Annotated in this window: 16 protein-coding genes and 1 pseudogene; 14 read left to right on the top strand and 3 right to left on the bottom strand. The window is 71.5% G+C overall.

Going from position 1 to position 19,107, the window contains the following annotated elements:
* Positions 1-108 precede the first annotated feature (108 nt).
* Positions 109-1,533 carry an amino acid permease gene (locus tag AB0L59_RS02155; RefSeq protein ID WP_365578250.1) on the top strand — a complete coding sequence of 475 codons (1,425 nt, stop codon included), beginning with the start codon at positions 109-111 and terminating at the stop codon, positions 1,531-1,533.
* A gap of 71 nt (positions 1,534-1,604) precedes the next feature.
* Positions 1,605-2,930, top strand: a complete 1,326-nt coding sequence (locus AB0L59_RS02150) for an FAD-binding oxidoreductase (RefSeq protein ID WP_365578248.1) — start codon at positions 1,605-1,607, stop codon at positions 2,928-2,930.
* A 3-nt stretch (positions 2,931-2,933) separates the two neighbouring features.
* Here AB0L59_RS02150 and AB0L59_RS02145 read toward each other — a convergent pair whose 3' ends face one another.
* Positions 2,934-3,515, bottom strand: coding sequence for a biotin transporter BioY (locus AB0L59_RS02145; protein WP_365578246.1), 582 nt, complete (start codon positions 3,513-3,515; stop codon positions 2,934-2,936).
* A gap of 480 nt (positions 3,516-3,995) precedes the next feature.
* Here AB0L59_RS02145 and AB0L59_RS02140 point away from each other — a divergent pair, with 480 nt between their 5' ends.
* The 8 genes from AB0L59_RS02140 (at position 3,996) to AB0L59_RS02105 (ending at position 12,529) form a co-directional block, all read left to right on the top strand.
* Positions 3,996-5,195, top strand: a complete 1,200-nt coding sequence (locus tag AB0L59_RS02140) for an ROK family transcriptional regulator (protein ID WP_365578244.1) — start codon at positions 3,996-3,998, stop codon at positions 5,193-5,195.
* 206 nt (positions 5,196-5,401) lie between these two features.
* On the top strand, positions 5,402-6,442 hold the full coding sequence (locus tag AB0L59_RS02135) for an ABC transporter substrate-binding protein (protein WP_365578242.1): 1,041 nt from the start codon (positions 5,402-5,404) through the stop codon (positions 6,440-6,442).
* Positions 6,439-7,287 carry an ABC transporter permease gene (locus tag AB0L59_RS02130; RefSeq protein WP_365578240.1) on the top strand — a complete coding sequence of 283 codons (849 nt, stop codon included), beginning with the start codon at positions 6,439-6,441 and terminating at the stop codon, positions 7,285-7,287. The genes AB0L59_RS02135 and AB0L59_RS02130 overlap by 4 nt, the downstream gene beginning before the upstream one ends.
* Complete coding sequence (locus tag AB0L59_RS02125) at positions 7,263-7,997, top strand: ABC transporter ATP-binding protein (protein WP_365578238.1); 735 nt, start codon at positions 7,263-7,265, stop codon at positions 7,995-7,997. Before AB0L59_RS02130 ends, AB0L59_RS02125 begins: the two co-directional genes overlap by 25 nt.
* A complete protein-coding gene (locus AB0L59_RS02120) occupies positions 7,994-9,337 on the top strand; it encodes an LLM class flavin-dependent oxidoreductase (RefSeq protein ID WP_365578236.1) in 1,344 nt (447 codons plus the stop codon). The genes AB0L59_RS02125 and AB0L59_RS02120 overlap by 4 nt, the downstream gene beginning before the upstream one ends.
* A 12-nt stretch (positions 9,338-9,349) precedes the next feature.
* Entirely contained in the window at positions 9,350-10,249 is a 900-nt protein-coding gene (locus AB0L59_RS02115) for a TauD/TfdA family dioxygenase (protein WP_365578234.1), read from the top strand.
* A gap of 125 nt (positions 10,250-10,374) precedes the next feature.
* The gene (locus AB0L59_RS02110) at positions 10,375-11,760 is read left to right on the top strand and encodes an amino acid permease (RefSeq protein WP_365578232.1); all 1,386 of its coding nucleotides are present in this window, start codon (positions 10,375-10,377) and stop codon (positions 11,758-11,760) included.
* A 121-nt stretch (positions 11,761-11,881) separates the two neighbouring features.
* Positions 11,882-12,529 carry a superoxide dismutase gene (locus AB0L59_RS02105; protein ID WP_365578230.1) on the top strand — a complete coding sequence of 216 codons (648 nt, stop codon included), beginning with the start codon at positions 11,882-11,884 and terminating at the stop codon, positions 12,527-12,529.
* 117 nt (positions 12,530-12,646) lie between these two features.
* Here the strand turns inward: AB0L59_RS02105 and AB0L59_RS02100 are convergent, their stop codons facing one another.
* A complete protein-coding gene (locus tag AB0L59_RS02100) occupies positions 12,647-12,799 on the bottom strand; it encodes a hypothetical protein (protein ID WP_365578228.1) in 153 nt (50 codons plus the stop codon).
* Positions 12,800-12,998: 199 nt separating this feature from the next.
* Between AB0L59_RS02100 and AB0L59_RS02095 the strand changes: the two are divergent.
* Positions 12,999-13,408 (top strand): annotated as a pseudogene (locus AB0L59_RS02095) (carbohydrate kinase); the annotation flags it as partial.
* Between the two features lie 36 nt (positions 13,409-13,444).
* On the opposite strand, the gene AB0L59_RS02090 reads toward AB0L59_RS02095, so the two are convergent.
* Positions 13,445-14,095, bottom strand: a complete 651-nt coding sequence (locus AB0L59_RS02090) for a DsbA family protein (protein ID WP_365578226.1) — start codon at positions 14,093-14,095, stop codon at positions 13,445-13,447.
* A 148-nt stretch (positions 14,096-14,243) separates the two neighbouring features.
* On the opposite strand from AB0L59_RS02090, the gene pepN reads away from it, so the two are divergent.
* The 3 genes from pepN to AB0L59_RS02075 all read left to right on the top strand — a co-directional run bounded on the left by pepN (position 14,244) and on the right by AB0L59_RS02075 (position 19,058).
* The gene (pepN, locus tag AB0L59_RS02085; protein WP_365578224.1) at positions 14,244-16,829 is read left to right on the top strand and encodes an aminopeptidase N; all 2,586 of its coding nucleotides are present in this window, start codon (positions 14,244-14,246) and stop codon (positions 16,827-16,829) included.
* Between the two features lie 227 nt (positions 16,830-17,056).
* Positions 17,057-18,094 carry a hypothetical protein gene (locus tag AB0L59_RS02080; RefSeq protein ID WP_365578222.1) on the top strand — a complete coding sequence of 346 codons (1,038 nt, stop codon included), beginning with the start codon at positions 17,057-17,059 and terminating at the stop codon, positions 18,092-18,094.
* A 157-nt stretch (positions 18,095-18,251) separates the two neighbouring features.
* Positions 18,252-19,058, top strand: coding sequence for an SGNH/GDSL hydrolase family protein (locus AB0L59_RS02075; RefSeq protein WP_365578220.1), 807 nt, complete (start codon positions 18,252-18,254; stop codon positions 19,056-19,058).
* The last annotated feature ends 49 nt before the right edge of the window (positions 19,059-19,107 follow it).

Here is a 19,107-nt window from a genome sequence, read left to right as displayed (position 1 = left end):
TAACGATACGGATTCAGAGGTTCCCGAATTCGTTCGCCTCGGATTCACTGGACCGACTCGTACACCGCTCGTACGTAATGCTCCGCCTGGCGTAAAGGAAATCCGTCCATGACCCCTGGTTCGGGACTCCAAGCAGGACTCAAGAACCGCCATCTGTCGATGATCGCGATCGGTGGCGTCATCGGAGCCGGCCTCTTCGTCGGTTCCAGCTCCGGTATCGCTACCGCGGGACCAGGCATCCTCTTGTCGTACGCGCTCGTCGGCACACTCGTCGTCCTCGTGATGCGCATGCTCGGCGAGATGTCCGCCGCCAACCCCACCTCCGGCTCCTTCTCCGCGCACGCCGACCGTGCCCTCGGCCGCTGGGCCGGGTTCTCCATCGGCTGGCTCTACTGGTTCTTCTGGGTCGTCGTGCTGGCCGTCGAGGCCACCGCCGGCGCCGGGATCCTGCACGGCTGGGTCCCCGCCGTGCCGCAGTGGGGCTGGGCACTCATCGTGATGAGCGTGCTGACCGCGACCAACCTGGTCTCCGTCGGCTCCTACGGCGAGTTCGAGTTCTGGTTCGCCGGCATCAAGGTCGTGGCGATCGGCGCGTTCATCGTCGTCGGTCTGCTGGCCATGTTCGGCGTGCTTCCGGGGGTGCACACCGACAAGGCGTCCTTCGGCAACCTGACGAACCACGGCGGCTTCCTGCCGCACGGTCCCGGCGCCATCCTCACCGGTGTGCTGCTGGTCGTCTTCTCCTTCATGGGCAGCGAGATCGCGACCCTCGCGGCCGGCGAGTCCGAGGACCCGCAGCGGGCGGTCACCAAGTCCACCAACAGCATCATCTGGCGTATCGGCGTCTTCTACCTGGGCTCGATCCTGGTCGTGGTCTCGCTGCTGCCGTGGAACGACCCGTCCATCAAGAAGGACGGCTCCTACGTCGCCGCCCTGAACTCGCTCGGCATCGCGCACGCCGGCGACATCATGAACATCATCGTGCTGACCTCGGTGCTGTCCTGTCTCAACTCCGGTCTGTACACGGCCTCCCGGATGGCGTTCTCGCTGGGCCAGCGCGGCGACGCACCGAAGGCGTTCGCCCGCACCACCTCCCGGGGTGTGCCGATGACGGCGATCCTGGCCTCGGTCGTCTTCGGCTTCGTGGCGGTCTTCTTCGACTACGCCTACCCGAAGACGGTCTTCCTCTTCCTGGTCAACTCCTCCGGCGCGGTGGCCCTGTTCGTGTGGCTGGTCATCTGCTTCTCGCAGCTGCGGATGCGGAAGATCATCCAGCGGGAGGCGCCGGAGAAGCTCGTCGTGAAGATGTGGCTCTACCCGTACCTGACCTGGATCACGGCGGCCTTCATCGTCGGTGTCCTCGGTTACATGCTGACCGACACCAAGGGCGAGAGCAGCGGACGTACGACCGTGCTGCTGTCGTTGGGCGTGGCGGCCGTCGTCGTGGTGATCGCCGTGGTCAAGCAGAAGCTCACGGCGAACCGCCCGGCCACCGCGGTCGAGGCCCCGGCCGACAAGGTGTCCGTCGGCTGATCCGCCCTCCGGCCGAACACGGCCGCATAACCTGACGGCAGTTGTCAGGTTATGCGGCCATGCTGCATGCCATGACCTATGTGGACGACCACCTCGACCTGACCCTCCTGCGCCCCGGCGACACCGGTTACGACGGCGAACTCGCCGGATTCCAGCTCGGTTTCGCCCAGCGGCCCGCCGTGGTCGTGCCCGCCCGTTCGGCGGCCGACGTGGTGGCCGCCGTCCGGTACGCGGCGGCCGCGGGCCTGCCGGTCGGGGTGCAGGCCACCGGGCACGGGCTGCCCGGCGGCTACGAGGGCGGGATGCTCATCGGCACCCGGCGGATGGACGGCGTCACGGTCGACCCCGAGGCACGGACCGTCCGGGTGCAGGCCGGGGTGCGTTGGGGGCAGGTGGTCGCGGCGGCCGAGCCGTACGGGCTGGCGCCGTTGAACGGGTCGGCGCCGAGCGTGGGCGCGGTGTCGTACACCCTGGGCGGCGGACTGGGCCTCCTGGCCCGGGAGTTCGGCTACGCGGCCGACCATGTGCGCCGGCTGGAGCTCGTCACCGCCGACGGGGAGCTGCGCCGGGTGACCTTGGACTCCGACCCCGAGCTGTACTGGGCTCTGCTCGGCGCCGGGCAGAACCTCGGGATCGTCACGGAGCTGGAGATCGGGCTGGTACCGGTGCGGACCCTGTACGGGGGCTCGCTCGCCTTCGACGGACGCATGGTGGACCCGGCGGCCGTGCTGCGGGCGTACGAGGACTGGACGCGGACGGTGCCGGACGGGCTGACCTCGTCCTTCGCCGCCGTTCCGTACCCGGACCTGCCCGCGCTGCCCCCGCAGCTGCGCGGCAGGTACGTGGTCTCCGTCCGCGTGGCCCACACCGGTGCCGACGGTGAGCGGATCACCGCCCCGCTGCGCGAGATCGGCCCGCCGCTGTCCGACTCGCTGCGCGAGATGCCGTACGCCGAGAGCCACACCATCCACAGCGACCCGGACTTCCCGCACGCCTACTACGGCGACAGCGCGGTGCTGCGGGACCTCGACGTCGAGCGGGCCGGAGAACTGCTGCGGGCGACCGGGCCGGAGGCGGACCTGATGTGCGTGGTGCAGATCAACCACCTGGGCGGCGCGCTCGCCCGGCCGGCGCCGAACGCGGTGCCGTACCGCGACGGGCGGTTCCTGGCGCGCCTGCTGACCGCCGGGGACCGGGAGCGGGCGCGGGCCGTGCTCGATCCGGTGTTCGCGCGGCTGACGGAGGGCACCGTCCGCCGGTCCCTCAACTTCGCCTTCGGTGCGGGCGACCGGGGCGCGGGGCTCTACGACCCCGAAACGCGCAAGAGGCTCGCCCGGGTCAAGGAGACCTACGACCCGGCGAACCTCTTCCGCAGGAACTACGGCGTCAGCGCATGAGCCTCAGCGCTTGTTCGCGAACTTCCAGGCGGTGGGCAGCGCGCCCATCGCCAGGGCCGCCTTGACGGCGTCGCCGATCAGGAACGGGGTGAGGCCGAGCGCGACCGCCTTGGAGAGGGACAGGTCGGCGGCGAGGGCCAGGTAGGGCACGCCCACGGCGTAGATGATCGCCTCGCCGAGGAGCATCGTGCCCGCCATGCGCAGCGGGGAGCGGTCGGCGCCGCGCCGGGCCAGGGCGCCCACGGCGGCGGAGGCGAGCAGCATGCCGATGACATAGCCGAAGGAGACCATGCCGGCACCGGAGGCGCCGTCCGCGAACCACGGCACGCCCACGACTCCGGCGAGCGCGTACAGGGCGAGCGAGAGGAAGCCGCGGCGGGCGCCGAGCGCGGTGCCGACGAGCAGCGCCGCGAAGGTCTGGCCGGTCACCGGCACCGGGGAGCCGGGCACCGGGACCGCCACCTGGGCCGCGAGGCCGGTGAGCACGGCGCCGCCGCCGACGAGGGCCGCGTCGCGGACGCGGGACGCGGGGAGCAGGTCGGCGAGTACGGCGCCGGGGCGGGCGATGGCGGTGGCGGTGCTCATGGGGACTCCGCGGGGTGATGTGGGCACGTCGGGACTCCGTGACGCTATCCCAGCGGGTGCGCGCCGATCACCGTCGGCGCCCGACAAAGGGTCGAACAGCGCCTTCGTGACCTTCGGACAAAGGGTGCTGCTTACACGCGGTCGGGCGTGATGCCGATCACTGAGGCGGCGATGCGCAGCTCACTCCCCCGCCCCGTACCGCGACTGTGGGGTCCCACCAAAGCCCGCGAGGTCCCGTCTCGCCCGTCGGTCACCGTCTGGGCAGCGCCGGGGCGCTTTGCTAGCTTCGACCGCATGGTTGCCCAGGCCCGGTACTTCACCTCGCGTCGCTATGTCGACCTGCGACGCCAGGGCACGGCCACCTGTCGCCGCCCGGGGTAGGGGCGGGCTTCGCGGCACGCCTCGCCTTTTCGAGTCTCCTCTGCCGAGTCCCGACGAGCCTCCGAGACGTGTCGGCCCCGTTTCCCGAGGACGGTTCCCATGCCCCGTACCGCGGTGTCCCCCCTTGTCTCGCCCGTTCCGCGGGCCGCCGAAAGCGACCGGCTGCGCACCAGCGCCAGTGTCGTGCTGCGGTCCGTGCTGGAGCACGGGCCGGTGGCGCGCAGCACCATCGCCCGGCTGACGGGGCTGTCCCCCGCGTCGGTGACCGAGCACTGTGCCCGGCTCACCGGTCTCGGCCTGATCCGGGAGTCTGCGGCGCCCCGCCGCTCGAACGGGGTCGGTCGGCCGCACGTTCCCGTCGATCTGGACGACACCGGGTTCCTGGTCGGCGGGGTGCATGTGGCCGTGCCGTACACGACGGTCGCGCTGCTGGACCTGCGCGGCCGGGTGCTGGCACGGCGTGAGCTGAAGCACGAACGGACCGATCCCGGCTGGGTGCTGGCGCGGGCCGCCGAGGGGCTGTGCGCACTGCTCGCCGGGGTGCCGGGCCGACGGCCGCTGGGGGTCGGGGTGGCGGTCGGCGGCTGGGTGGACCGGGAGACGGGCACCGTGGTCGAGCACGAGCTGCTGGGCTGGCGCGAGGTGCCGGCGCGGGAGCTGCTCCGCGCCCGCACCGGTCTGCCGGTCCATGTGGACGGGCACGCTCGGGCGTTGGTGCACGGGGAGCGGCTGTTCGGGCGGGCCCGGGGCAGCCGGAGCGTGCTGCATCTGTTCGTGGGCAATGTGGTCGACGCGGCTTTCGCCACCAACGACGAGGTGCACCACGGGCCGCGTTCGGCGGCCGGCGCGATCGCGCATCTGCCGGTGCCGGGCGGCACCGAACCCTGCCCGTGCGGCCGCAGCGGCTGTCTGCAGGCGGAGCTCGGCGAGCGGACGTTGCGCCGACGGGCTCGCGCGGCCGGTGTGATCGGCTCGCCCGATCCGATGCACGTGGTGGCCGCCGCGGCGGCCGGTGACGCGGTGGCCCGGCGGCTGCTGGTGGAACGGGCGGGGATGACGGGGCGGGCGGCCGGGCTGCTGCTGGACGTGCTCAATCCGGAGACGGTCGTGGTGACCGAGGTGGGGGTCATCCACTTCGAGGACTGCCTCGCCGCGCTGCGGGAAGCAGTCGGAATTCGGCGTGCGGCGGCCGTGCTGCCGACCAGTTTCCCGGATTCCGTGCTGGCGATGGCGGGCGGCTGCGTGGCCCTTGACGTGGTGTTCAGGGACCCGCTGGGCGCGTCACCTGAGGCTATTTAATTCAGAAACTCTGAATGTTGACAGGGGGCGTTCGCGGCCAGGAACATCCTGGTCATGGACGTCCTCACCAGCTGTCGCACCTTCTGTTGCTGACACATTGCCGCGCATGAAGCGCGTGTTTCCCGCTGCGTGAGTCTTTCTCCGTCTGGCCTTCCGTACCGGAATTCTTCCTGCCTTTCCCCTCCTTTCCTTCGGGGAGTACTCCCATGCACCGTCGTACCTTTCTCACCTCCGTGCTGGGCGCGTCCGCCGCCGTGGGCCTCAGCGGATGCGCCAAGGGCGACGCCTCCGCCGACACCAAGGGAGCCGCCACCAGGCCGCTCGCCGACAAGGTCCCGGCCGGCACCAGCCTGAAGATCGCCTCCTATCTGGGTCAGCAGCAGCTCCAGTTCAGGCTGGCGAAGCTGCCCACGCTGCCGTTCGCCGTGTCGAACTGGCTGAACATCGGGGCCGGCCCGGATGTCATCAACGCCTTCCGCGCCAAGTCCCTCGACCTCGCCAACAACGCGGGCATTCCTCCGATCCAGGCCCACTACCAGGGATACGCGGCCAAGATCGTGGCGATCGACCTCACCCGCAAGCCCAACTACCTCTTCGCCACCAAGCCAGGCAGCGACGTCCACACCGTCGACGACTTCAAGGGCAAGCGGCTCGCCTTCTCGCAGGGCCAGGCCCAGGGCGTCGTCCTGCTGCGGGCGCTCAAGAAGGCGGGCCTCGCGTACGACGAGGTGAAGCTGGTCCCGCTGACCAGCAACCAGTTCTTCACCGCCCTGCAGTCCGGGCAGGTCGACGTGGCACCGCTCGCCATCAGCCAGGCGCCCGCCTATCTGAAGCAGTACGCCGCGAAGGGCGCCCGCACCATCTCCACCGACGTCGTCGACCTGCTGAACCTGCTGTGGGCCCCGCAGTCCGTGCTGGACGACCCCGCGAAGGCCGCCGCGGTCGCCGCCTACATCCCGCAGTGGGCCCAGGGACAGGTGTGGACGTACGAGCACCCGGACGTGTGGAACGAGGAGTTCTACGTCAAGACCCAGAACCTGACCCTCCAGCAGGCGCAGAGCATCACCAAGCTCGCCAACAAGCCGCTGTTCCCGCCCAGTTGGGAAGAGGCGATCAAGTGGGAGCAGGAGACGGCCGATCTGCTCGCCGAGGGCGGGTTCGTGAAGAAGTTCGACGTCTCCTCGCTCTTCGACCACCGCTTCGAAGCGATCGCCGCCAGGGCCGTACCCGAGGAGTACCGCAAATGACCGCCGTGACCACGACGCCGACCGCCGTCGCGGCGGCGGAGGCCGGGGACCTGCCCCAGGTCCGCCGGCGCCGCCGCCTCTCCCCCGGCCGCCGGCTGCCCGCCGCCCGGCTGATCGGCCCGCTCGTCCTGCTCGCCCTGTGGGCCGTCGCCTCGGCCGCCGGGGCCCTCGACACCGGCGCCGTACCGGCGCCCTGGACGGTGGTGCGGACGGCAGGCCATCTGTGGACCGGTGGCACCCTGCCCACCGACATCCTGACCTCCCTGAGGCGGGCCGCTTACGGCTTCGCGATCGGTCTGGCCGCGGGCGTGCTGCTCGCGCTCGTCTCGGGGCTCAGCCGCACGGGGGAGGCGCTGATCGACGGGACCGTGCAGCTCAACCGGGCGATCCCGACCCTCGGGCTGATCCCGCTGTTCATCCTCTGGCTGGGCATCGGCGAGACCTTCAAGGTCGCCATCATCGCGATCGTCGTCTACGTCCCGATCTACCTGAACACGCACGCCGCGCTGTCCGGCATCGACAGCCGCTTCGTCGAACTCGCCGAGGTGCAGGGCCTGTCGCGGTTCGGCTTCATCCGCCAGGTCGTCATCCCCGGCGCGCTGCCCGGCTTCTTCGTGGGACTCCGGCTCGGCGTGACCGGCTCCTGGCTGGGACTGGTGGTGCTGGAGCAGATCAACGCCACCTCCGGCCTCGGCTACATGATGTTCCAGGCACAGAACTACGGCCAGACGGACGTCATCCTGGTCGGCCTGCTGATCTACGGCGTCTTCGGCCTGATCTCCGACAGCGTGGTCCGTCTCGTCGAACGGAGGGTGCTGTCGTGGCGCCGCACACTGAGCAGCTGACCCGGCCCGCCGTCCGGCTGCAGGGCCTGACCCGCTCCTTCGGGGGGCGTACGGTCCTCGACGGCATCGATCTCGACCTGCCCTCCGGCCAGTTCACGGCCCTGCTCGGGCACAGCGGCTCGGGCAAGAGCACCCTGCTGCGGGCCGTCGCCGGGCTCGACCACGGAGTCGCGGGCGGCGGCCGGCTCACCGCGCCGGAGCGGGTGTCGGTCGTCTTCCAGGACTCCCGGCTGCTGCCCTGGCGCAGGGTGCTGGACAACGTCCTGCTGGGCACCGACGGCAGGGACGCCGAGGAGCGGGGCCGGGCGGCGCTCTCGGAGGTCGGTCTGAAGGGCCGCGAGCGGGCCTGGCCGGGCGAGCTGTCCGGCGGTGAGGCCCAGCGGGCCGCGCTCGCCCGCTCCCTGGTCCGTGAGCCCGAACTCCTCCTGGCCGACGAGCCGTTCGGCGCGCTGGACGCGCTGACCCGGATCAGGATGCACAGCCTGCTGCGAGACCTGTGGCAGCGCCACCGGCCGTCGGTGCTGCTGGTCACCCACGACGTGGACGAGGCGATCGTGCTCGCCGACCGCGTCCTCGTCCTGGACCAGGGGCGCATCGGCCTCGACCTGACCATCGACCACCCCCACCCGCGCTCCTACCGCGAGCCGGTGCTCGGCGAGTACCGGGAGCGGCTGCTGGCCGCGCTGGGCGTCACGGAGGACCACCGGTGACACAGAGAAGTCTCCATCTGAACGCGTTCCTGATGAACACCGGCCACCACGAGGCGTCGTGGCGGCTCCCGGAGAGCGACCCGTACGCGCACGTAAACCTCGGCCACTACGTCAACCTCGCCCGGACAGCCGAGCGCGGCACCTTCGACTCGCTCTTCCTCGCCGACGGCCCCCAGCTGTGGAGCAACCTCGCCCAGCGCCCGGCAGGCGCCCTGGAACCGCTCACCCTGCTGACCGCGCTGGCGACGGCCACCGAGCACATCGGACTGATCGCCACCGCCTCCACCTCCTACAACTCCCCCTACAACCTGGCCCGCAAGTTCGCCTCCCTCGACATCATCAGCGGCGGCCGGGCCGGCTGGAACATCGTCACCACCGCCGGTGCCGAGGCCGCCCGGAACTTCGGCCTCGACGCCGAGCCCGCGCACGCCGAGCGGTACGCCCGCGCGGCCGAGTTCCTCGACGTGGCGCTGAAGCTGTGGGACAGCTGGGAGGACGACGCGATCGTCGCCGACAAGGCGGCCGGCGTCTGGGGCGACGACAGCAAGATCCATCCGCCCCGGCACCAGGGCACGTACTTCAGCGTCGCCGGCGCCCTCAACGTGCCCCGCACCCCCCAGGGTTACCCGCTCCTCGTGCAGGCGGGGTCGAGCGAGGACGGCAAGGCCTTCGCCGCCCGGTACGCGGAGGCGGTCTTCACCGCCCAGCAGACCCTCGCCGACGCGCAGGCCTTCTACGCCGACCTCAAGTCGCGCACGGAGCGGGCGGGCCGGAACCCCGAGCACATCAAGGTGCTGCCCGGGATCGTGCCCGTGCTCGGTTCCACGGAGGCAGAGGCGCGGGCCGCCGAGCGGCTGCTGGAGGACCACATCGTGTACGACCACGGGGTGGCCCGGCTGGAGAACCTGCTCCAGCTTCCGGCCGGGACACTGGAGCTGGACGCGCGACTGCCCGACGGCCTGCCGCCCGAGTCCGCCGTCGAGGGCGCCAAGAGCCGCTACACGCTCGTGGTGGAGCTGGCCCGCCGCGAGCGGCTCACCGTGCGCCGGCTGATCGGCCGGCTCGGCGGCGGACGCGGCCACCTCACCTTCGCCGGGACGCCCGAGCAGGTCGCCGACCAGATCGCAACCTGGTTCACACAGGGAGCCGCCGACGGCTTCAACATCATGCCGGCCGTGCTGCCCTCCGGCCTGGACGCCTTCGTCGAGCAGGTCGTACCGCTGCTGCGCGCCCGCGGCCTGTTCCGCACGGAGTACGGCCCCCACCAGACCCTCCGGGAGCGCTACGGCCTCCCTCGTCCGGCCAACCAGTACCTGCCCCCGGCTCCCGCCCTCGTCTGAAAGGACCCGCACATGTCCCTCGAGATCACCAAGGTCACCGCCCGCATCGGCGCCCGTGTCTCCGGCGTCGACATCACCCGGCCGCTCGCTCCGGAGGAGGTCGCCGCGATCCGCGAGGCCCTGAACGTGCACAAGGCGCTCGTCTTCGACGCGGCCGGCCTGGACGACGCCGGCCAGCAGGCCTTCGCCCGCCACTTCGGCGACCTCACCACCGCGCACCCGACGGTCGGCGCGGTCGACGGCGCCCCGAACGTGCTGCCCGTGGACAGCGAGCGGGGCCGCGCCAACCACTGGCACACGGACGTCACGTTCGTCCTCAACCCGCCGCAGGCCAGCACCCTGCGCTCGATCACCGTTCCGCCGTACGGCGGCGAGACCCTCATCGCCGACGCGGCCGCCGCCTACCGCGATCTGCCCGAGCCGCTGCGCCGTCTCGCCGACACGCTGTGGGCGGAGCACACCAACGACTACGACTACGCGGTGCCGGACGAGGAGATCGACGAGGAGAAGGCCGCTCAGCGCGCCCAGTTCACCTCGATCACCTACCGCACCGCCCACCCGGTGGTACGTGTGCACCCGCTGACCGGCGAGCGCGGGCTGTTCATCGGCGGGTTCGCCCAGCGGATCGTCGGCCTGTCCGCCGGCGAGTCCCGCAAGATCCTCGACCTGCTGCAGGCGTACGTCACCCGCCCGGAGAACATCCTGCGCCACCGCTGGGCCGAGAACGAGCTGGTGCTCTTCGACAACCGGATCACCCAGCACTACGCCGTCGACAACTACGACGGTCAGCCGCGCCGGCTGCACCGCGTGACCGTCGCCGGTGACGTGCCCGTCGGCATCGAGGGCAAGGAGAGCTACTCGATCGAGGGTGACGCCTCGCACTACACCCCGGTGCTCGAGGCGGCCGCGTAACCACCGCTTCACCCTGCGTACGCCGGGTGTCCGGATACTGGGCGGCCCCTTCGCGTGAGCGGACGGGCCGCCCAGACTGGCGGGGTTTTTGCCCGCCCATTGCCCTTGCCCGGGAGAGCGCGCCCATGCCCAGCAGCACGACCACCGAGACGCCACCGCAGCAACAGGACGGCACCTCTCTCCCCCACGGCCTCAAGCAGCGCCACCTGTCGATGATCGCCCTCGGCGGGGTCATCGGCGCGGGCCTGTTCGTCGGCTCCGGCGCGGGCATCGCGGCCGCCGGCCCGTCGATCGTGATCGCCTACACGCTCTCCGGCCTGCTGGTGATGCTGGTGATGCGGATGCTCGGCGAGATGTCCGCCGCGTACCCGTCGTCGGGTTCCTTCTCGGCGCACGCCGAGCGGGCGATCGGCCCCTGGGCGGGCTTCGCCGCCGGCTGGTCCTTCTGGGTGCTGCTGTGCACGGCGGTCGGCCTGGAGGGCATCGGCGCCGCGCACATCGTCACCGGCTGGCTGCCCGGCACCCCCGAGTGGATGTGGGTGGCGCTGTTCATGGTCGTCTTCTGCGGCACGAACCTGGCCGCGGTGAAGAACTTCGGCGAGTTCGAGTTCTGGTTCGCGGCGCTGAAGGTCGGCGCGATCAGCCTGTTCCTGATCCTGGGCGCCCTGGCCATCGCGGGCGTGCTGCCCGGCACCAACTCCCCCGGCGCCGCACACCTCACCCACTTCCTCCCGCACGGCAGCGAGGGCCTGATCATCGGCCTGCTCGCGTCCGTCTTCTCCTACGGCGGCATGGAGACGGTCACCATCGCCGCGGCCGAGTCGGAGAACCCGGTCAAGGGCGTGGCCTCCGCCGTCCGCACGGCGATGTGGCGCATCGCCCTGTTCTACGTCGGCTCCATGGCGGTCGTCGTCACCCTGGTGCCGTGGGACTCCAAGGAAGTCGTCGAGAAGGGCCCCTACGTCGCCACGCTCGACCACCTCGGCATCCCCGGCGCCGGTCAGCTGATGAACGTGGTCGTCCTGGTCGCCCTGCTCTCCGCGATGAACGCCAACATCTACGGCTCCTCGCGCATCGCCTACTCGCTGGTCGAGCGCGGCCAGGGCCCGAAGGTGCTGGCGAAGCTGTCCGGCGGGGTCCCGCGGATCGCGGTCCTCGTCTCCTGCGTCCTCGGGTTCGTGTGCGTCCTGCTCAGCTACTGGAGCCCCAACGGCGCCTTCAAGTGGCTGCTGAACATGATCGGCGCGGTCATCCTGGTCGTCTGGATCTTCATCGCGGTCTCCCAGCTGCTGCTGCGTCGCCGCATCGAGCGCGAGGCCCCGGAGAAGCTGGTCGTGCGCATGTGGGCGTTCCCGTGGCTGACCTGGGTCGCGCTGGCCGGCATGGCCGCGATCTTCGTCCTGATGGCCCGTGAGCAGGACACCCGGGTCCAGCTCTGCTCCACCGGCGGCATGACCCTGCTGCTCGCGGCCGTCGGCTACCTCCGGCAGCGGGCCCGCGCCCGGCGCTGAGCCTCGCACACCGAGAAGGCCCCCGCGTGCGACACGTGGGGGCCTTTCTGTTGCCCGCACGCTCTTCTTGCTAGCGTGCAGTTGCAAGTAACTTGCAATAAGCTTTCCGGAGGGGACCCTCATGCCCGTCTACACGCTGCCCGACCTGCCCTACGACTACTCCGCGCTGGCCCCCGTGATCAGCCCGGAGATCATCGAGTTGCACCACGACAAGCACCACGCCGCCTATGTGAAGGGCGCCAACGACACGCTGGAGCAGCTCGCCGAGGCACGGGACAACGACGCGTGGGGCTCGATCAACGGCCTGGAGAAGAACCTGGCCTTCCACCTCTCCGGCCACATCCTGCACAGCATCTACTGGCAGAACATGACCGGTCCGAAGGACGGCGGCGGCGAGCCGCTGGCCCAGGACGGCGTGGGCGAACTGGCCGACGCGATCGAGGAGTCCTTCGGCTCCTTCGCCGCCTTCAGGACCCAGCTGTCCAAGGCCGCGGCCACCACGCAGGGCTCGGGCTGGGGCGTGCTGGCCTACGAGCCGCTCAGTGGCCGGCTGATCGTGGAGCAGGTCTACGACCACCAGGGCAACGTCGGCCAGGGCTCCACCCCGATCCTTGTCTTCGACGCCTGGGAGCACGCCTTCTACCTGCAGTACCGCAACCAGAAGGCCGACTTCGTCGAGGCCATGTGGGAGGTCGTCAACTGGCAGGACGTGGCCCGCCGTCACGAGGCCGCGAAGTCCCGCGCGAACACCCTGCTGCTCGCCCCCTGAGAATCCCGGGAACGTCCTGCCTCGTGATCGTCTTCTCACCCTTCACGACGGCAGGCGGATGAACGGAAGGCCCCGCGAGGACGTGACTCGCGGGGTCTTCCTCTTGCCGGCGGGGTCTCAACGGCGGGTCTCCCCCTCGCAGGGCACGTGGGGCGACAGCAGCGCGGCGTGGTCGCCGTCCACGCGGATCTCACTGACCGCCGCGTCGCCGAGCCTCGACAGGACCCGGCGGCATGCGGCGAGCGGGATGTGCAGCAGCGGGCAGAGCACCAGCCGCAGCAGGGTGCTGTGGAGCCCGGCTGCGCGCCGAACCGCCCGGTGACGGCACCGGCCGGATCCCGGACCGGCTCGGCGGCGGCCCCCTTCAGGACCGGCGTCGTGCCGAGCACCGCGTTCCATGCGGCCTCGCGCAGTGCGCCGGAGGAGATCCGGGCCGCGCAGCCGTCGGTCACGCCTGCTGGGACCGGGGCTGGACGCGCTGCCGGCCGAGTCCCCGCCCGGCTCGTTCGGGGTGCGGGTGGTGCCGTACTTCGCGCCCTCGGGCGGGCGCGCGCCCTTCGTGGAGCCCGGGCTGCACGCCGAACTGCTCGGTGCCTCCCTGGAGGCCCGGCACGCTCGCGGTGTGCGGCGGGGCATCCGCAGCCCCGCCTGGATACGGCTGCCGGCGGATGTGCTGGGCCGGTCGCCGAGGGTGGTGTGGGGCGAGGTCGGCGCGCCGGGGGTCCTCGCGGCGGCCGAGCGGTACGGCGTCCGCCGGACACGGCGGCCTGGACCGGGCCGACCCGCGTCGTCGAGCCGGACCCGGACCGGGCGGCGTGCTGCGCCAGGGGGCACGAGGAGCACCTGGAGCTACTGCGGCGAGCACGCGAACGGGCCCGGCGCCGATCGGCACCGGGCCCTGGTCCCGACCGGGGCCTACAGGTTGCTGAAGTCCGGCCCCTGGGTGCGGGTCCGCTTGATCTCGTAGAAGCCCGGGACCGAGGCGACCGCGACCGCGCCGTCCCACAGGCGGGCCGCCTCGTCGCCCTTCGGGGCGGGGGTGACGACCGGTCCGAAGAAGGCGATCTGCTCGCCGTCGGGGCCGGGCAGCGCGATGACCGGGGTGCCGACGTCCTGGCCGACCTTCTCGATGCCCTCCTTGTGGGAGGCGCGCAGCTCGGCGTCGAACTCGAAGTCCTCCTGTTCGGCGTAGTCGATGAGGTCGGCGGGCAGGCCGACGTCGGCGAGGGCGCCGGCGACGGCCTCCAGGGTCGGGCCCTCGCCGTTGTTGTGGATGCGGGTGCCGAGCGCGGTGTAGAGCGGGCCGAGGACGTCGTCGCCGTGCTTCTGCCAGGCCGCGGTGACCACGCGCACCGGCTGCCAGGCCTTGGTGGCGAGCATCTCCCGGTACTCCTCCGACAGCTCGTCCAGCCTGTTCTCGTTGAGGACGGCGAGGCTCATGATGTGCCAGCGGACGTCGATGTCACGGACCTTCTCGACTTCCAGCACCCAGCGTGACGTCATCCAGGCCCACGGGCACAGGGGGTCGAACCAGAAGTCGACGGGGGTCTTTCCGGACTCGGACATGGGTCTCCTCAGCAACGCACTTTTTTCAATCGTCAACTATGTCAACGACGTCCTCGCGACCCGCATTCCCCGCTGTCCGCCGTCAGGGGCGCATGGCAGGATCGGTGCTGTCCAGCCGCCATTCACGCGATCACGAGGGAGTGCCGCCGTGCCCGGTGAGAATCTGTCCCGCGAAGAGGCCCGGGAGCGGGCCGCCCTGCTGTCCGTCGACGGGTACGACGTGTCCCTGGACCTCAGGTCCGCCGTCGGCGACGGGAACGGTGACCGGGAGCCGCGCACGTTCCGCTCGGTGACCACGATCCGCTTCCGCTGCAACGAACCGGGCGCGTCCAGCTTCGCCGACCTGATCGCGCCGAGCGTGACCTCGGTCTCGCTCAACGGCCGGGACCTGGACCCGGGCGAGGTCTTCGACGGCGCGCGGATCGCCCTCGAGGACCTGGCCGCGGAGAACGAGCTGGTGGTGGACGCGCAGTGCGCCTACTCCCGCACCGGCGAGGGCCTGCACCGCTTCGTCGACCCCGAGGACGGCGAGGTCTACCTCTACACCCAGTACGAGCCGGCCGACTCCCGCCGGGTGTTCGCCAACTTCGAGCAGCCGGACCTCAAGGCGCCGTACCGCTTCGAGGTGCGGGCGCCCGAGGGCTGGACGGTGTGGAGCAACGGCGCGGGCGAACTGACCGACGGCGTCTGGCAGTTCGCGGAGACCAAGCCGATCTCGACGTACATCACGTGCGTGGTAGCGGGCCCCTACCACTACGTGACGGACCACTACGAGCGGGTGTTCGACGACGGGACCAAGCTGGAGATCCCGCTCGGCGCGATGTGCCGCAAGGGGCTCGCCCCCCATTTCGACGCCGACGACGTCTTCCTGGTCACCAAGCAGGGCCTGGACTTCTTCCACGACCACTTCGACTACCCGTACCCGTTCGGGAAGTACGACCAGGCGTTCGTGCCCGAGTACAACCTGGGCGCGATGGAGAACCCGGGCCTGGTGACCTTCCGCGAGGAGTACATCTTCCGCGGGAAGGTGACGCAGGCGTCGTACGAGGCGCGGGCCAACGTCATCCTGCACGAGATGGCGCACATGTGGTTCGGCGACCTGGTGACGATGGAGTGGTGGGACGACCTGTGGCTGAAGGAGTCCTTCGCGGACTTCATGGGCACGTTCGCAGCCGTCGGCGCCACCCGCTTCAAGGATGCCTGGATCACCTTCGCCAACCGCCGCAAGGCCTGGGCGTACCGCGCGGACCAGCTGCCGTCCACCCATCCGATCACGGCGGACATCCGTGACCTGGAGGACGCCAAGCTGAACTTCGACGGCATCACCTACGCCAAGGGCGCCTCCGTGCTCAAGCAGCTGGTGGCCTACGTCGGCCGGGAGGCGTTCCTGGAGGGCGCCCGCCGCTACTTCAAGCGCAACGCGTACGGCAACACCCGCCTCGGCGACCTGCTGTCGGTGCTGGCCGAGACCAGCGGCCGGGACATGTCCGGGTGGGCGCGGTCGTGGCTGCAGACGGCCGGGGTCAACTCGCTGACGCCGCAGGTGCTGCTGGACGCCGAGGGCCGGGTCGCCGAGCTGGCGGTGGTGCAGGAGGCGCCGGAGTCGCACCCCGAGGAACGTCCGCACCGCATCGCGGTGGGCCTGTACCGCCGTACCCCGGAGGGCGCGCTGGAGCGGTACGCGCGCACGGAGACCGACGTGGAGGGCCCGCGCACGGTCGTCACGGACCTGGCGGGCGCCGAGCCCCCGGAGCTGGTCCTGGTCAACGACGACGACCTGACGTACTGCAAGATCCGCTTCGACGACACCTCGCTGGCCACCCTCAAGGCGCACCTGGGCGCGCTGACCGATCCGCTGGCCCGGGCCCTGTGCTGGTCGGCGCTGTGGAACATGACCCGGGACGCGCTGCTGCCGGCGCGGGACTTCGTCGATCTGGTGCTGCGGTTCGCGGGCCGCGAGTCCGACATCGGGGTGCTGCAGATGCTGCACGCGTGGGCGGACTCGGCGCTGGTGCACTATGTGGCGCCCGAGTGGCGGGCGACCGGCGAGGAGCTGCTGGCCGAGGGCGCGCTGCGGGAGCTGCGGACGGCCGGGCCGGGCAGCGAGCAGCAGCTGGCGTGGGCGCGGTTCTTCGCGAACGTGGCGTTCGCCGAGCCGGACCTGAAGCTGCTGAAGGACCTCCTGGACGGGACGACGGCGATCGACGGTCTCGAGGTGGACCAGGAGCTGCGCTGGGCGTTCCTGGAGCCGCTGGCCGCGCACGGTGCGGCGGACGAGTCGGTGCTGGCGGCCGAACTGGCCCGGGACGACACGGCGTCCGGCAAGCGGCACCAGGTGCGGTGTCTGGCGGCCCGCCCGTCGGCGGCGGTCAAGGCGCAGGCGTGGGCGCAGGTGGTGGAGTCCGACGCGCTGTCGAACGCGCTGGTGGAGGCGACCATCGCAGGGTTCGCCCGGCCTTCACAGCGGGAGCTGACCGCGCCGTACACGGAGACGTACTTCGCGGTGATCGAGCGGGTGTGGCAGGAGCGGTCGATCCAGATCGGCATGGACGTCGTACGGGGCCTGTTCCCGGCGCTCCAGGACCGTGCCGAGACGCTGCGGGCGACGGACGCGTGGCTGCAGGCGCACGCGGGCGCGGCGCCGGCGCTGCGCCGTCTCGTGCTGGAGGCGCGGGACGACCTGGCGCGGGCGCTGCGCGCACAGGAGTGCGACGCGACCGCGATCGCCGACTGACGCCGCCCGGCACCGGCTGACCATTGGCCTAAGCTTGGGCCGCCGGTCACCGTTACGGAATTCGTTCAATCGGAACCGTAACCCCTGGTCCGCACCCGATCGGACCAGGGGTTTCCCGTCCATACTCGGCACCCGAACACCTGACCTTTAGTCCCACCTTGTCCGCATTCTTCGACGACCGTGTAACAGCGGTTAAGGGTGGGACCGGGCGCGGGAATCCCGACGCCATGACGCACAACACCCCGCTCTCCCCCCGCCCCCTCCGCCACCTCTCCGAGGTCCACCGCCGCGTTCTGACGGCGGCCCAGCTCCGCTCCCACGGTGTGACGACCGCCGAACTGAACGAGCACTGCCGCCCTGGCGGACCCTGGCAGCTGCTGCTGCCGAACGTGATCCTCCTCCACCCCGGCCCGCCGACGAGCGAGGAGCGCCTGCACGGGGCCCTGCTGTACGCGGCCCGCGAGTCCGCGCCGGGCGTACCGGCCCAGCCGACGGCGGAGGAGCCGCACCGCCCGGTCTACGCCGAGGCGATGATCACGGGCCTCGCCGCCCTCACCCTCCACGGCTTCTCCGCCACCCCGCCGCTGCCGTCCCTGGACCATGTCGACGTCCTGGTCCCGCGGCTGCGCCGGCTGCGCTCCTCGGGGTACGTCCGGGTCCTGCGCACCCCCGCCCTGCCCACCCCCCGCGTGGTGAAGGGCCTGCCGGTGGCGCCGGTGCCGCGGGCACTGGCGGACGCGGTGGCGGAGCTGACGGAGGGGGAGGCGGTACGGCGGCTGCTGACCGAGGCGGTGCGTGCCGGCCACTGCGAACCGGCCGCGGTGGTGAGGGAGTTGACCCGGGCGAAGCTGCTGCACCGCCCGCACGTGGTGGACGCGGTGGACTCGCTGGTGGCGGAAGGCCGCTCGATCGCCGAGAACCGCCTGTACCAGATGGTCGCCACGTACGGGCTGCCCGACCCGGTCTGGAACGTCGACCTGCGTCTGCCCGGCGGTCCGCACCTCGGCGGCCTGGACGCGTACTGGCCCGACCAGGCGGTGGCGGTGGAGCTGGACACCCGCGCCCCCCGGCAGGACGACGACGCGCTCTGGTCGGAGTACGCCCGCAAGCGCGAGCACCTGGAGCGCCTCGGGATCACGGTCGTGCACATCACCCCGAAGAAGCTCAGGGAGCGGATGGAACAGCAGGCCGCGGTGGTCCGCACGGCCCTGATGGCCTCCGCCGACCGCGACCCGGCCGCGTATGTCGTGGTGCTTCCCCGGTAGTGACGGACCGGGAGAGCGCCAGGAGGGGAGAGGAGGGGCCACCGGGCTGATTCCGGTGGCCCCTCCTCGGAGTTACGGCCCCCGGGTGACGCTGCGTTCTCACCCGAACGGCGGAGCCTCGCGAGCGGCGCCGCCCGGTCCACGAAAGATGAGAGGTATGCGACATACCCGGACAGCCGCGTGCTCGTCGGCCCTCCTGCTCGCCGCCTGCCTCGTCACCGCCCCCGGGACGGCACAAGCGGCGGCGGCGAGAGCGGGCCCGGGGTACGTGGCCCTCGGCGACTCGTACTCCGCCGGGCTCGGTGCCGGCGACTACCTCCCCACCGGCACGAACTGCAAGCGCAGCGGCCGGGCGTACCCGGTCCTGTGGGCCTCGGCGCACAGGGTGGCGTCCTTCGCGTTCGCCGCGTGCAACCACGCCCGGACGGGCGACGTCCTGTCCGGCCAGCTCGGCGCGCTCGGCGCCGGCACCAGGCTGGTCACCCTCACCGTCGGCGGCATGGACGCGGGCTTCACCGGCGTCATGACGACCTGCGCACTGGGCGGCACCAGCCGCTGCCTCTCAGCCGTGGCCGGCGCCCGCGCCACGATGGACAGGTCCCTCGGGGACAGCCTGGACCGGCTCTACTCGGCCATCAGGGACCGGGCTCCCGCCGCCCGCGTCGTGGTGCTCGGCTATCCGCACCTGTACCACCTCAGAGGCACCTGCGAAATGGGCCTCCAGGACAGCGCGCGCGCCGCCATCAACGACGGCGTGGACGACCTCGACGCACTGATCGCCCGCCGCGCCGCCGCCCACGGGTTCACCTACGCCGATGTCAGGGCCGCCTTCGCCGGCCACGAGATCTGCTCCGGCAGCCCCTGGCTGCACAGCGTCGACGCGCTGTCCTTCACCGAGTCCTACCACCCCACGGCCCCGGGACAGGCCCTCGGCTACCTCCCGGCCCTCGACCGGGTCTCCTGAGCCCCACCGGGCCGGGACGGGCGACGTCCGTGCCTGCCGGGAACGCCGG

Source organism: Streptomyces sp. NPDC052109, from assembly GCF_040680195.1.
In the GTDB taxonomy this organism is placed as follows: domain Bacteria; phylum Actinomycetota; class Actinomycetes; order Streptomycetales; family Streptomycetaceae; genus Streptomyces.
The sequence above is the reverse complement of the archived record's forward strand: the minus strand, read 5'-3'. Positions and strand labels throughout refer to the sequence as shown.